This is a genomic window from Chloroflexota bacterium (assembly GCA_020850535.1).
Lineage (GTDB): Bacteria > Chloroflexota > UBA6077 > UBA6077 > JACCZL01 > JADZEM01.
The window spans coordinates 22,537-36,096 of record JADZEM010000223.1 but is presented as its reverse complement, the minus strand read 5'-3'; the positions used below and the strand labels follow the sequence as shown (position 1 = coordinate 36,096).

8 protein-coding genes are annotated in these 13,560 nt (G+C 66.5%); 4 read left to right on the top strand and 4 right to left on the bottom strand.

The features are described 5' to 3' along the window. Nucleotides 1-272: 272 nt before the first annotated feature. From IT306_31130 to IT306_31115, 4 genes are all read right to left on the bottom strand, one after another. Nucleotides 273-2,633 (bottom strand): carbohydrate binding domain-containing protein, encoded by a 2,361-nt coding sequence (locus IT306_31130; protein ID MCC7372908.1) that lies wholly within the window; start codon nt 2,631-2,633, stop codon nt 273-275. A 620-nt stretch (nt 2,634-3,253) separates the two neighbouring features. Then, complete coding sequence (locus IT306_31125; GenBank protein ID MCC7372907.1) at nt 3,254-5,311, bottom strand: HlyD family efflux transporter periplasmic adaptor subunit; 2,058 nt, start codon at nt 5,309-5,311, stop codon at nt 3,254-3,256. A gap of 399 nt (nt 5,312-5,710) precedes the next feature. After that, nucleotides 5,711-6,502, bottom strand: a complete 792-nt coding sequence (locus tag IT306_31120; GenBank protein MCC7372906.1) for a response regulator transcription factor — start codon at nt 6,500-6,502, stop codon at nt 5,711-5,713. 272 nt (nt 6,503-6,774) lie between these two features. Continuing rightward, the gene (locus tag IT306_31115) at nt 6,775-7,452 is read right to left on the bottom strand and encodes a response regulator transcription factor (protein MCC7372905.1); all 678 of its coding nucleotides are present in this window, start codon (nt 7,450-7,452) and stop codon (nt 6,775-6,777) included. A gap of 1,474 nt (nt 7,453-8,926) precedes the next feature. Between IT306_31115 and rfbF the strand changes: the two genes are divergently transcribed. From rfbF to IT306_31095, 4 genes are all read left to right on the top strand, one after another. Beyond that, nucleotides 8,927-9,769 carry a glucose-1-phosphate cytidylyltransferase gene (gene rfbF, locus IT306_31110; protein ID MCC7372904.1) on the top strand — a complete coding sequence of 281 codons (843 nt, stop codon included), beginning with the start codon at nt 8,927-8,929 and terminating at the stop codon, nt 9,767-9,769. Beyond that, a complete protein-coding gene (locus IT306_31105) occupies nt 9,754-10,809 on the top strand; it encodes an SDR family oxidoreductase (GenBank protein ID MCC7372903.1) in 1,056 nt (351 codons plus the stop codon). The genes rfbF and IT306_31105 overlap by 16 nt, the downstream gene beginning before the upstream one ends. 407 nt (nt 10,810-11,216) lie before the next feature. Then, nucleotides 11,217-12,395, top strand: coding sequence for a methyltransferase domain-containing protein (locus IT306_31100; GenBank protein ID MCC7372902.1), 1,179 nt, complete (start codon nt 11,217-11,219; stop codon nt 12,393-12,395). A 100-nt stretch (nt 12,396-12,495) separates the two neighbouring features. Continuing rightward, nucleotides 12,496-13,530 carry a glycosyltransferase gene (locus tag IT306_31095; protein ID MCC7372901.1) on the top strand — a complete coding sequence of 345 codons (1,035 nt, stop codon included), beginning with the start codon at nt 12,496-12,498 and terminating at the stop codon, nt 13,528-13,530. The last annotated feature ends 30 nt before the right edge of the window (nt 13,531-13,560 follow it).

Here is a 13,560-nt window from a genome sequence, read left to right as displayed (position 1 = left end):
GATCGATCCTCACCGTGCGAGATGCTCGATCCTGCGGATGTGGGGCCAGGATGGCCCATCTGGGGGCAATGATCCAGGTAACTGACACAGATTCGTGGCACATCTGCAACGTGACAAAAAACCCCTGCGAACATCCAGGTGGATGCTCGCAGGGGTTTTTCACCGAATTCTCACGATTCGTCGATCTGACCGAGTCGAGCGGTGAAATCGGCGCCCTGCCGCGCCATCGAGCGGTCGCGGCAGGGGGTAGTGTCTGGCCGTGTGGCTGAGCGTTAGCTGCCGCTCTCCTCGACCAGCTCGACATCGTCGATCCAGGCCTGCCCGCCGGTCAGCTCCCACTGCAGGTCGATGCGACCGTCCGTGTGGTTGGCGGGCGTGCTGAAGGTGAAGCTCTTCTGCGTCCAGGCCTGGGTGCCCGTCGTGCGGTCGCTCTGCGCGACGGTGTACGACGTCGGGCTCAACTGGGCGAAGCGCATGCCGACCCCGGGGCCGGTGACGTTGTCCGTCTTGACCCAGAAGCGGACAGTGTAGGCCGTACCAGCCTTCAGCCTGACGGACTGGTCCGAGTAGATCGACGCGGTCGGGCCGCTGATCTTGATGGAGCCAGCGCCACCGTGCTTGACTGCGCCGTCCCAGGCCGCCATCGAGCGCGGCCGCCAGCCCGTCGGGTAGCCGTCGGTGGCATCGTCAAGCGCACCGTTCACCAGCAGGTTCGTCGGCGAGGGCGTTCCGGTGACGGGGGCGTCGCTCGACGGCGCATCGGCAATCGGCGTGGAGCCAGCGACGAGCGTCAGATCGTCGATCCAGGCCTGCCCGCCGGTGATGTCCCAGACCACATCCAGGCGGCCATCGCCGTAGTTGGCCGGCGTGGTGAACGTGAAGGTCTGCTGCTTCCAGCCCTGCGAGCCGGTGACCCTGTCTCCCTGGCGAAGGATGTAGGTGGATGGGCTGGTCTGGGCGTAGCGCACGCTGATGCCCGAGCCAGTGACGCCCTGCGCCTTGACCCAGTAGCTGACGGCGTACGTGGTGTTCGGCTGGAGCCGCAGGCTCTGATCCGAGTAGGTCGAGGCCGCCGGGCCACTGATCTTGATCGAGCCGGCACCAGAGCGCTTGGTGGATCCGTCCCAGGCGGCGTTGGCGCGTGCGCGCCAGCCGGTCGGGTAGCCGGAGGTCGCCGCGTCAAACGAGCCGTTCGTGACGAGGTCTGTGCCACTCGCGGGCGGCGAGGCGGGGGCAGCGGTGGCCGTCGGGGGCGGCGTGACCGGTGTGCTGGTGGGCACCGGTGTGTTGGTGGGTGCGGGAGCTGTCGTGCTGGTCGGGGCTGGAGTGCTCGTGGGGGCCGGCGTGTTTGTGGGGGCCGGCGTGTTCGTCGGGGCTGACGTGCTGGTCGGCGCGGGCGTCGCGCCACTCGAGCAGTTGGAGCCGACACAGTTGTTGCTCTCGACGCTCGGACCCTCGACAGTCCCGTAGGTGGTGTTGATGACCTTGGCCGGGCCGGCCCAGGTCGAGTTGCGGGCGATATCGTTGTCGCGGGCCTGGTACTGGCCGACACGCGCGCAGTTACTGCCCATCGGGCAGGTCACCGAGGCGGCGATCTCGATCAGGTTCCGCGCCTGGTAGATCTTGTTGGCGACGACACGGTTACCGAAATACTCGTAGACGAGGTTGCCGTCGATGTGCGAGCTCTTGGACTGGAAGTTCGCGACCACGGCGTTGACGCCAGTGGCCGTGTTCTTCGTCACCAGGATCTCGCGGCCGGTGGCGCTCACCAGATCGTAGGTGCTGCCCTTGAACGTGTTGCCGTAGACCACCACCTGCTGGGCGGTGCGCTGCTCGGGGAGGTCGATGCGGCCATTGCCGTTGATGTCACGGGAGAAGTCGTCGTTCGTCAGGAAGAGGAAGCCGCCGCCGCTGAAGCCGGCCTCGACGGTCGAGTTGATGACGCCACCGCCATGCAGGCCGTCCAGGTAGAGCGCGTACCGCTCGCTGCCCACGAACTTCGAGTCGCGGACCCAGACGTTGTCGAGCAGGGCGTTGCCGGTGATCAGGCCGCGATGGCTGCTCTTCGGATCGTAGTAGTTCTGGAGGGTCACGTTGTCGAAGACGACATCGCGCGCAGCCGCCAGGTAGACGCCGACCAGGCCAGAGCCCGAGCCATCAAACGTGATGTTCTTGAAGTAGACGTCCTGGATCCGCCCGGTGGTGGCACAGACGAGGGCCGCCGGGTCGCGCTCCTTGACCTTCGAGGAGAAGGTGGCATAGTCCCCGGCCATCGAGCAGCCAAGCACGTAGTTCTGGCCGCTGCCCCGGATGATGGTGCCGGGCTCGCCGATGAAGTGGACGTGACTCTTGCCGATCAGACTGAAGCCGCCGGTGTAGGTACCCGCCGGCAGGTACAGCGTGCCGCCGCTGGCCGGCAGCGAGTTGATAGCCGAGTTGATACTGCCGTTGAACTGCGTCCGGACGTTGACCTGATTCGACGGCGAGGCGATCGACGGCGCGTAGTTGGCCGAATCGGGGTTGAAGGGGTGATCCGCCCACCACGACTCAACGTCACGCGAGTAGTCCGCCGACACACTCGGGACGCCATCCCAGCTCGCGGCTGCGACGGCAACGCCCGGGGTAGCGGTCACACTGCCGATCGTGCCCGCGCCTGCAACCAGGACGCTGAACATGACCGAGATGATGCGCCACCAGCGAGAAGCTGATTGACTGCGAGCGGAAGAAAGCCTCACGGTGTGTCCTCTCGAACGCGTGGTGACAGGGGGCAGGCCAGGTCCAGGCGCCGTTGGATGGCCCGCTCAGTGCCGAATCTCTGCCGATGCAGCCGTCTGTGTACGGCCAGCATCGGAACACCTGAGCGCTTTCGGAGGCCGCTTCGGACTGCAACAGCCCGCATGTGCCCGGTCAGCGCTTCAGCAGTCCAAACGCGACAGAGAATCCGGAGAGGACACAACACCGCGAAATCTGACACGAAGCTGATGTGATTTCACGTCGCCATAAGAAACCGAGGAGATGGCGTAACCCGTGTGGATCAAGGACTCCCACAATTGTGGTATTCCACGTGGACTAGCGTGCGATCCTCAACAAGTTCGCCATCTTCCGGTTACGATTTCACCCCCGGGGCGGCTGGCGTTCACGCCCCCCGGCGGACGGCAAAAAGCCGCCCCCTCGTCGTTGAGGGGGCGGCTTTTTCAGAGAGCTGGCTACCGTCCTGGCAGCCTCGCGGCGCGGGCGGCACGCCCGCCGGAGATCACGGGGCGACGAGCACCGGTTGCCCTTCGCGGATGTCGCCAGTCACTTCGACCTCGTCGGCGTTCGACAGGCCGACTTCGACAGCCACGCGGCGCGGCGGTGTCCGGTCGAAGATATCAACGTAGCGGCGGCTGCCCACGCTCGTGACCGCGCGGCGCGGAACCAGCAAGGCGGCCGGCTTCTCCTGCACCACGACCGTCGACTGGATCACCTGGCCGTACGCTGGCGGGTTGCCGCCCCAGACCGCCTGGAGGGTCACCCGCCGTCCGGACTCGCTGTCGGCCACGTCGACGACCGTCGCGTCGTAGATCGTGCCGGGCTGCTCGGCCAGCTCCACCTTCGCTGCCTGCCCGTTGGCGATGCGCCCGCCATCCCGCGCCGGGATATCGGCCTTGACGATCGGCTCCCCTGGCTTCGCCAGGAAGAGGACCGGCTTGCCCGGCTGCGTCTGCTCACCCGGCTGCGTCACGATGGCCGTCACGACCCCGGCACTCGGCGCCACCAGCCGCGTCGCCTGGACAGCCTGCTCGGCCTGCGTGAGCCGCGCCTGCTCGTCGGCTGCCGCCTTGAGCGCGTCGCGGTACAGCCCGACGGCGTCGAGCATCTCCTTGTCCTTCGGATCGATGCTGGACGCCTGCTCGTCGATGGCCTCCAGCGACGACTCAGCAAGCTTGTCGAGCAGGGCGATGCGGTCCTGGGCGGCGCGCACCTCCGTCGAATCCGGATTCTTGCCGGCCATCAGCTCGTTCTGCCGTGCGACGGCCACTTCGAGGTTGGACCGCGCACTCACCAGGCTGGCCCGGGCGGATGCAGCATCGCTCTCGGACGGGCCGGAGCGGGCCGTCTCCAAGTTGATGACCGCCCGGTCCAGCGTCGCCTGGGCGCTCGTCACGGCGATCTCTGCCGCTTCGATCTCCTCGGGCTTCGGCCCGGCCTGCACCAGGGCGAGCTTCTCCTTCGCATCGGTCAGGCTCCGCTCGCCAGACTCGACAGCCCGCACGGCGGACTGCACCTCTGAAGCTGGCGGCGGCTGGCGCACCTTGTTGAGCTGGTCGATGGCGTTCTTCAGCCCCAGCTCGGCCTTCTTGATGTCGGCATCCCGCGCCACGCGGGCGTTCTCAGCCTCCTGCTCCGCGCGCCGGCGCGCCTCGCGGTCCGTCTTGCCGTCGTTCGTCCGCGAGTAGACGATCGGCAGCGGCTTGATGCTCTCGGCGGTCCGCAATTGCTGCTCGGCGTCCATCACTGCGCGCTCGGCGGCCCGCAGCGCGAACGGCTCGGGGCCGGCCGTCAGCACACGGTGGGCCTCGACCGCCTTGGCGAGGTTACTCTCGGCCGTCGCCACGTCGTTCTGCGCGCGCCGCAGATCCGAAGGATCGGCACCCTTCTTCAAGCGCGCGAGATCCGTCTCGGCCTTCTTGAGCATCGATTGGGCCGAGAGGACCGCCTGCTCCGCCACCTTGGCGTCCGCTGAGGCCGCTGGCGAATTGAGCCGAGCGACGTCAGCCTCGGCCTTGCGGAGATTCTCGCGCGCGGTCGCCACCGCACCGGCCGCCTGAAGCTGCTCGGATTGGGCCGGCGGCGCAGTCATCCGCGTGAGATCCTCGTCGGCGCGCTGCCGCCGCGCGTTGAGGACGCCGCGCGCGCGCTCCAGGCGCGCATCGGCCGCCTCCTTTCGCGCGCGTGTGTCGCTCAACTCACGTTCAGCGCCGGTCGCGTCCACCTCGGCCAGCTGCTGCCCCTCGGTCACGGGCTTTCCCAGCTCCACGAGATAGGAGGCGATACGGACGGCGACTGGCGCGGTGATGGGTGTCTCCGAGCGGTCGGCAACCCGCCCGGTAAGCGCGACAGACTCCGTGATCGGGCCGACACGCACCGCGCCGACCTGGAAACCCGTGGGCGGGACCGGCGTCGGCGATGCGACAGCCACCACCTCAGCGGCGGGCGGCGGCGCTTGACGGCTCGCCGGACCAGGCCCGGTACACGCCACCGACATCACGAGCAGCGACAGTCCCCCGACTGCGAGATAGCTCCGCCGCCTCAGCGCTACTCCAGGCATGTGGTACTCCTAGCGTGACACGTCCTCCAGCAGCAGGCGACTACCGCGGCTCCCCTACCGGAGCGGTCGCCGCGCGGACCGCGCCACAACACGGCCAGATGGCCGGCCCGGGCGGCCTGCGAGAACGATGCAGGATATCCGGCAGTGTAGGAATCCATATCACTCGCAGTCGTTGATCGGCGGTTGAGAAGAGTCGACGATTGACGCTGGCGCGGAGCGGCCAGAACTGCCCCTCCACGCGACCATCTACGCATCGACGCGTCTCGAAAGTTCCCGCCACCGCGCTCTACGCAGTCAACAGCGGTCGATCCTGCTGCGCGCGTGGCAACGCTACGGCGGCCAGCGGCGCAACAGGATCGCAACCCACGTTGCTACTACAGTCGTGGCATTCCGGCAGGACTATCGTTCAAGTTTGATGAGCCCTTCGCGTAACGCAATCATGACAGCCTCAAGTTTGGTCCGCGCTTGAAGCTTCGCCATCACGTTGCGCACGTGGCTCCGCACGGTGTGGGAGGTGATCCCCAGGTGCTCGGAGACCTCCTGCGTGCTCAGGCCACGGGCCAGGGCGCGCAGCACCTCCAGCTCACGGCGGCCAGGGGCTGACGAGGGCGAGCTCTCCGTGGGCTCTGGCGGGCGGTTCGGCCGCTGCAGCAGGCCGACAAGCACCTGCGGCGCGAACAGCACGTCGCCGTTGTTGACGCGGCGGACGGCATTGACGATCTCTTCTGGCGGCAGGCCGCCGTGGATGTAGCCCACCGCGCCAGCCCGGATACTAGCCTCAAGGACCGCCTCGTCCTCGCTCGACGACATGATGATCAGCTTCGAGGAGGACCGCCCCTCCCGAAAGAGGGCGACCCAGCGAGGGAAGTCCTGCAGCAGCAAGTCCGTTCCCAGGAGGACCACGTCCGGCTCGACCGTCAAGATGGTATCGAACACCTGCTCGGCGTCGGTCTGCGATCTGACCACCTGGAAGTCTGGCTGTGCATCGATCAACGCGCCGAGCGTCCGGACCAACAGCAAGTTGCTGTCGCCCAGCACGACAGAGATCGGCATTTGCGCCGGGTCACGCACGTTCATGTTGCTGACGGAATCATGTGTGTGCAGTCGCCCCTCCCCCGAGGCGCTCCCTGACCATTGTGGGTGCTGCCAGCTGCCTGGCGCCGGATTCGCCCCTAGTCTTCTCTCGATCACGACGCTCCTCGCTGCTCGGCCAATGGCAGGTAGTGGGGCAGGGCAGCACGAGCGTACGCCCCGGCCCCGTGCGGTGGTCGAGTCCCGCGCAGGGGACCGCGTGCTACAGCACGGCGCAACAGCTGACGGTCGCCGACACGGGTTGCAAGCACGCCCCCACTCCTTTCGCGATCACCCTGGACGCCATCCCGGCGCGCGTCGGCGGCAGGACCGCGCTGGGCCATGCCAGCCGCCGCGCCCTGGCGTCTGCAACGCTTCACCAGTCCAAACCACTACGAGACAAGCGCATAGCCGACGCTCTGAATCGAGCGGATGCCCGCCTGTCGCCCGTAGCCCAGCCCGAGCTTTCGGCGAAGATGGGTGATGTGTGCGCGAAGGAGCGTTGCCTGCCCGCGGCCATACCCCCAGGTATGGTCGAGCAGGTGCGCGTAGGAGACCGTCCGCCCGGCATTGAGCGCCAGCACGTTCAGAATCCTGAACTCCAGCGGCGTCAACTGGATGGACTCACCCCCCTTGAATGCCTGATGTGCGTGGAAGTCGATCTCCAGATCGGCGATCCGCAGCACTGAGGGCGGCGTCAGCAACGGCCTGACCTGGTACCGCCACCCGATCCGGCGCATCCGCGCGCTCAACTGGCGGACGCTCACCGGCTTGGCGAGACAGTCGTCAGCGCCACTCCGGAACCCCCGGAGAATATCCTCTTCATCATTGCGCGGAAGCAGCACGATCACCGGGAGGTGCTGAGCCGCCCGAATCCGCTGGCACACATCGAACCCATTGATCTTCGGCAATGTGGACGACACAACAACCAGATCGGTCGGCTCATCCTCCCAGCGGCTTAGCGCCTGCTTTCCATTCCTCGCCGTTACGATGTCAAAGCCCTCCTTGCGAAGCGCATAACTCGTAATGTCGAGGGTATCCAGATCGTCATCGGCAAGCAGCACCTTCATGCCCTACCCCATTCAGTCCGCGCAGAGCAGGTCACCGGCCTCCGAGTCGCTACGTCTGTCTCTGCGTAGCCAGCAACTCACCATGAGTCCGCGAACGCTACTTACGCTTCGCGAGGCTGAACGACCCCACGGGTAACGTATGACCCCACCACTCCCCAGATTGCCCCGAGGGAGCGCGGGCCTGCGAGTCGAGTGCGATAGCAATTGACGCCTACAACCACGGACGGCCCTGAGATCCAGTCGCTGGGCCGTACCAGGAAGCGCCACCCGCTTCCCCCGGTGTCAATGCCTACATATCGCCACAGCGTCCACCCCGAATGCTCACACCGACGAGCCGCCCCAAAACGGGTGCTCATCGACATTCAAGGAACGCCCATGCACACCTGCTCTCGCCTGACGCCCACGAGGCGCCCACCGGAGAACGCCAGGCAGAGGTGCGCGTTGCACACGCCGGATTTCCCAATCGGACCAGCAGCAGACGCGCTGGTCCGATCTACACACTCGCTTCCACTAATGGCGGGCGGAAGGGTCGCCGCATATCAGGAGAGGTTCCTTTCTCTCAGCTGACGCGATCGCCGTTCCACCGTTGCAACGACGCCACTACAAAAGCGCGAGAGGTGACGAACGACACTGTTCGCCCCGGAGAAGTCCAAGCTACGCGGTACCGCATCTGTCCACACCGAAATCATCAGGACATGGGTTACGATAGATGATACCGCGCTAGATTGTCCATATGGCCGGGGTGTAATCAACGCAACGTTGATCTTTGTATATGAGTTGACAGTCCTACCTTAGTTGAGTGAGTTTTCGTGACGAACACGTGAAGTTCTAGATCAGTAGCGCGCTGGCGATAGTACGTACGGGCTACTTTTCTCGGTGAAGAATAGTCAGCTTCCGCCGTCCCTTTTTATCATTGAAGAAGTGTAACAGCGGCGACGCTCTGCGATATCTCCCTGTTGGACGTCCATTCTTGCGTGGCGCCTGGTTGCCGGTGCGAGCTTGTCTCTTGAATGTATCCAGCGACTCTCAGATATGCTTCATCTATCTCTCATCAATGCTTCAGAGAAGGATATCTTACCCGATGCATCGCTGTCTTTGACACCGCAAGGCATGTGTATCTTGAACAGACAGTCACTCAGCAGGCGCAGCCAGCGCCTCATCCGGATGATACGTAGGCGTACGCAGGTCGCCACACAAACGTAACACCCACGATGAGCGTGGGTCTGGTCCGATCTGCCAGGGTGAGCCGTAACAAGCACCGCCCATCAGCATCTCGATGCCGGCCGGCTGCGCGTACCGGTCGGCCCCTGACCACCTGCCCCCTCAAATTGTTCTCAACACGCAATCCAGAAGTGGTCAACTGCCTTTTTCTACACTCGAATCGGCGAGAGCTTCTGGTCTGCACCGGCGTGCCACCATCGCCACTCCGCCTGTCCGCAGGCGGCGCCACGCCGAGACTATCGGGAGAGAAGCCGTGAAGGTTGCGATCCTGGCCGGGGGGATGGGCACCCGCCTGGCCGAAGAAACATCGGTGCGGCCAAAGCCACTGGTCGAGATCGGCGGCAAGCCGATTCTCTGGCACATCATGCAGCTGTACGCGCATCATGGTTTCAGCGACTTCGCTGTGGCGCTGGGATATCGTGGGGACGATATCAAGCGCTACATGCTCGACCTGTATCGGCTGAACGGGTCGCTCCATATCGACTATGCCGAGCGCGGTGTCCACCATGACGCCAACGGCCACAACGGGAACGGGACTGGCCATCACACCAATGGCTACGACCGTGCAGCGGGAATCGAATCCTGGCGCGTTGACCTGGTCGAGACCGGCGAGACGACGCAGACCGGGGGGCGCATCAAGCGCCTGACGCCGTACCTGAAGGACTCCACCTTCATGGTCACCTACGGTGACGGCGTCGCCGACGTGGACCTGCGCGCGCTTCTGGCATTCCACCGGCAGCATGGGCGGCTCGCCACCGTCACCGCCGTCAAACCAACGGCCCGCTTCGGCATCCTGCAGATCGATGGTGACCGCGTCACCAGCTTCCGCGAGAAGCGCACGACGGACGAGGGCTGGATCAACGGCGGCTTCTTTGTCTGCGAGCCGGAGGTGCTCGACTACATCCAGGGGGATGACACGGTCTGGGAGCGGGAGCCGCTCGAAGCGCTGGCGCGGGATGGGCAGCTGGTGGCGTACCGGCACGACTCCTTCTGGCAGTGCATGGACACGCTGCGTGAGAAGCAGCTGCTGCAAGAACTGTGGGACCGGGGCAATCCGCCCTGGAAAGTCTGGGGGAACCATTGCGAGTCCTACTGACGGGGCACACGGGCTACATCGGAACAGTCATGGCGCCGATGCTCGCGCGGGCAGGGCATGAGGTCATCGGCCTGGATACCGGACTGTTCGAGGGCAACCTCCTCGGACGGGCCGACGCGCTTCCGGCGATGCGGCTCGACATCCGCGACGTCGCCCAGGACGACCTGGCTGGCTTCGATGCCATCGTGCACCTCGCCGGGCTCTCCAACGACCCGCTGGGCGATCTGAACGCCGATCTGACCTTCGAGATCAACCACCGGGCCTCGGTCCGGCTGGCGCGGCTGGCGCGGGCCGCCGGCGTCGAGCGGTTCGTCTTCGCCTCCTCGTGCAGCCTGTACGGCGCAAGCGGCGACGAGATGGTGACGGAGACCGCCGCCTTCAACCCGGTGACGGCGTACGGCAGCTCGAAGATCAAGGTCGAGCAGGACGTGGCCCCGCTCGCGACGGACGACTTCTCGCCCGTCTTCCTGCGGAATGCCACGGCCTACGGGGCCTCGCCTCGGCTGCGCGGCGATCTCGCCGTCAACAACCTGGCCGGCTTCGCCTTCACCACCGGCCGCGTCGAGATCATGAGCGACGGCTCGCCCTGGCGCCCGTTCGTCCACGTCGAGGACATCTCGCTCGGCGTCCTCTGCGCGCTCGAAGCGCCGCGCGAGGCGATCCACAACCAGGCGTTTAACATCGGTCGGGACGACGAGAACTACCAGATTCGGGACGTCGCCGAGATGGTCCGCGAGGCCGTCGCCGGCAGCACCGTGCAGTACGCCTCGGACGCCAGCCCGGACAAGCGCTGCTACCGCGTGAGCTTCGCGAAGGCGCGCGACGGGCTGCCCGGCTTCCGCCCGACGTGGTCCGTGAAGAAGGGCATCGAGCAGCTCCTGGAGTCGTACCACCGGCACCACCTCCAGTTCGACGACCTGATCGGTCCGCGCTTCCAGCGCATTCGGCACATTCGCCAGCTGCTGGCCGAGGGGCAGCTGCAGGACGACTTGCGCTGGATGGCCGGCGCGACCGCGCACCCGGCGTCGGTGCTGGTCTAGGCCGAAACCATACGGCCCGGGAGTCCGCACCCCGGCCGCGAGGCCAGGAATGGCCCTCACCCCGGTGCGAGAAGGGCTCTCACCGCCCGGGCTCGTACTTCACCACGCAGAAGGCGATGTCCTACCGTCATCCCGAGCGGAGCGAGCGTGCGAGCGCAGTCGAGGGAGCTTCTCCTGTACACCCGTGCGAGGAAGATCCCTCCGTTTCGCTCGTTCCCCGCGTAGCTTGCTTTGAGCTTGCCGAATGGGGTCGGGATGACAGACCCGTCACATCCGGCATGGCGACGGACTCGCCCCTCAACACCAACCGTCAACGCGTCAGGTTCCGCCAGCAGGCAGGAGAGGTGGTAATGGCAGGTCGAAAGGTCTTCGCTCCGCAGCGGTCGCAGGGCGCCGCCGTGGGCCTCATGCGCGAGGTAACGGTGTGCCCGGCCTGTGGGGCTGATGGCTTGCAGCCGTTCCACCGGGTCGAGAGCATGCCGGCGGCCAGCTGCCTGCTCGCAGATGACGGCGAGGAGGCGCGCAGCTACCCGCGCGGCGCCATCGAGCTGGCGCTCTGCCGGGCGTGCGGCTTCATCACCAACACCCGCTTCGACCCGTCCATCATCGACTACTCCTCCAGCTACGAGGAGACGCAGTCGTTCTCGCCCCGCTTCCGGCGCTTCGCCGGCGGCCTGACGAGCCGGCTGGTCGATGGCTACGGTATCCGGAACAAGACGGTGCTGGAGATCGGCTGCGGGCGCGGCGACTTCCTGGCCATGCTCTGCGAGGCCGGCAACAATCGCGGCATCGGCATCGATCCGAGCTACCGTGCCGGCGACATCCAGAGCCCGGCCCTGGAGCGCATACAGTTCATCCCCGAGTTCTACGGGGAGCAGCATGCGGGTATCGAAGCCGACCTGATCTGCTGCCGCCACACGCTGGAGCACGTCCAGCCGACCACCGAGTTCCTGCGGATGGTGCGCCGCTCCATCGGGGACCGCGACACCGTCGTCTTCTTCGAAGTGCCGGACGTGGCCCGTGTGCTGCGCGACCTCTCGGTCTGGGACATCCACTACGAGCACTGCTCCTACTTCACGCTCGGCGCGCTGGCGCGGCAGTTCCGCGCGGCCGATTTCGACGTGCTGGAGCTGGAGCTTGGCTACGAGGATCAGTACTGCCTGATCGTGGCCCGGCCGTCGCGCGGCCAGCCCACGCCGCCGCTGCCGGCCGAGAACGATCTGGGACAGACCGTCGCACTGGTCGAACGGTTCCAGCAGATCTATCCCCAGCAGCTGGAGAAGTGGCGCGCGCAGTTGCAGCGTATCCGCCAGTCCCGCAAGCGAGCGGTCATCTGGGGGGGAGGGTCGAAGGCCGTCTCCTACCTCTCGCTGCTGGGCGTCACCGACGAGGTGGCGTTCGTCGTGGACATCAACCCGCAGCGTCAGGGCCAGTTCCTGGCCGGGCCGGGCCACCAGATCCTGCCGCCGGCCGAGCTGCAGCGCTATCGGCCAGACGTGGTCATCGTCATGAACCCGATCTACCTCGACGAGATCGGGGCGGACCTCGAAAAGATGGGCCTCCAGCCGGAGCTGGTCCCGGCCTGATTCGCGCGGGGGCGACGCGAGCCTCCCCGCCGCGCCGCCTCGCCCACCACCTCATCAGCGGCCCAGTTCAGCTCCCCAGGAGCGAGCGGAGGAGTGATCCTTGACACCGCGCGTCAGCATCCTGTTGGCGACCTGGAACCGTGCGCGCTTCCTGCCAGACGCGCTCGACAGCGCCCTGTCCCAGACGATGCCGGACTTCGAGATCATCGTCAGCGACAACGCGTCCACGGATGACACCGAGGCGCTGGTCCGCGAGTACGCGGCCCGGGACTCCCGCGTCCGCTACTTCCGCAACGACGAGAACGTCGGCCTGACGCGGAACTTCAACCTCGCGTATGCGCGGTCCTCGCCGGACGCCGAGTTCTGGGTCTGCCTGCCGTCCGATGACCGCTGGGCGCCGACGTACCTTGAGAAGACGGTCGGCGTGATGGACCGCGAGCCGGACGTGACCCTCGTCCACACCGACTCCTACCGCACCGACGCCGAGGGCGCGATCCTCAACTGCTGGTCGGACCTCTGGACGGCGCTGCCGCCGGCTGGCCGGCACCAGGCCCTGCGCGAGCTGATTCGCGGCTGCTACATCTGCTACCCGACGGCCCTGGCTCGGCGGGCCGCCGTCGAGCGCATCCATCCCCGCCCGCCCGGCGAGCTGTGGGACAACCGCTACACCGCTACGATGGACTGGAGCCTGTACCTCCAGCTGTTTGGGCGTGGCGCGCAGGCCTACTACCTGGACGAGCCGCTGGCCTACTTCCGCAAGCACCCGGATGCGCTCACCATGCCGGCGAACCTCGTGCCGCGCCTGCGGGAGGAGATCCGCCTGCTGACCGAAGGCTTCGCGCCGGTCTGCCCACCCGCCCTCGAACGTGCGCGCAGGCAGGCCGTCCAGGAGCGCGCCGCGAACCTCGGCTTCAACCTCCTGCACTCCGGCTCCGCCGACGAGGCCGGCGCAGCGCTTGAGACGGCCCGCCGGTCCGGCGGCCGGCGTCTCGACGTGATGGTGGCCGGGGCGATCTCGGCGCTGCCCGTCTCGCCAAAGGTCCGCAGCGGCCTCTGGCGTCTGACCTACTCGACCTCCACCGCCATGCGAGGCTTGCGTGCTGCCGCACCCCGCGCTCAGGCGAGAACAGGCTGATTCGCGTGGGGCACCCGTCGCCGCCCAGCC

Bases quoted from the DNA above. Each gene is read 5' to 3' on its own strand.
- IT306_31125 (MCC7372907.1), bottom strand. From the start codon at position 5,311: ATGCCTGGAGTAGCGCTGAGGCGGCGGAGCTATCTCGCAGTCGGGGGA.
- IT306_31115 (MCC7372905.1), bottom strand. From the start codon at position 7,452: ATGAAGGTGCTGCTTGCCGATGACGATCTGGATACCCTCGACATTACG.
- IT306_31100 (MCC7372902.1), top strand. From the start codon at position 11,217: ATGCGCGAGGTAACGGTGTGCCCGGCCTGTGGGGCTGATGGCTTGCAG.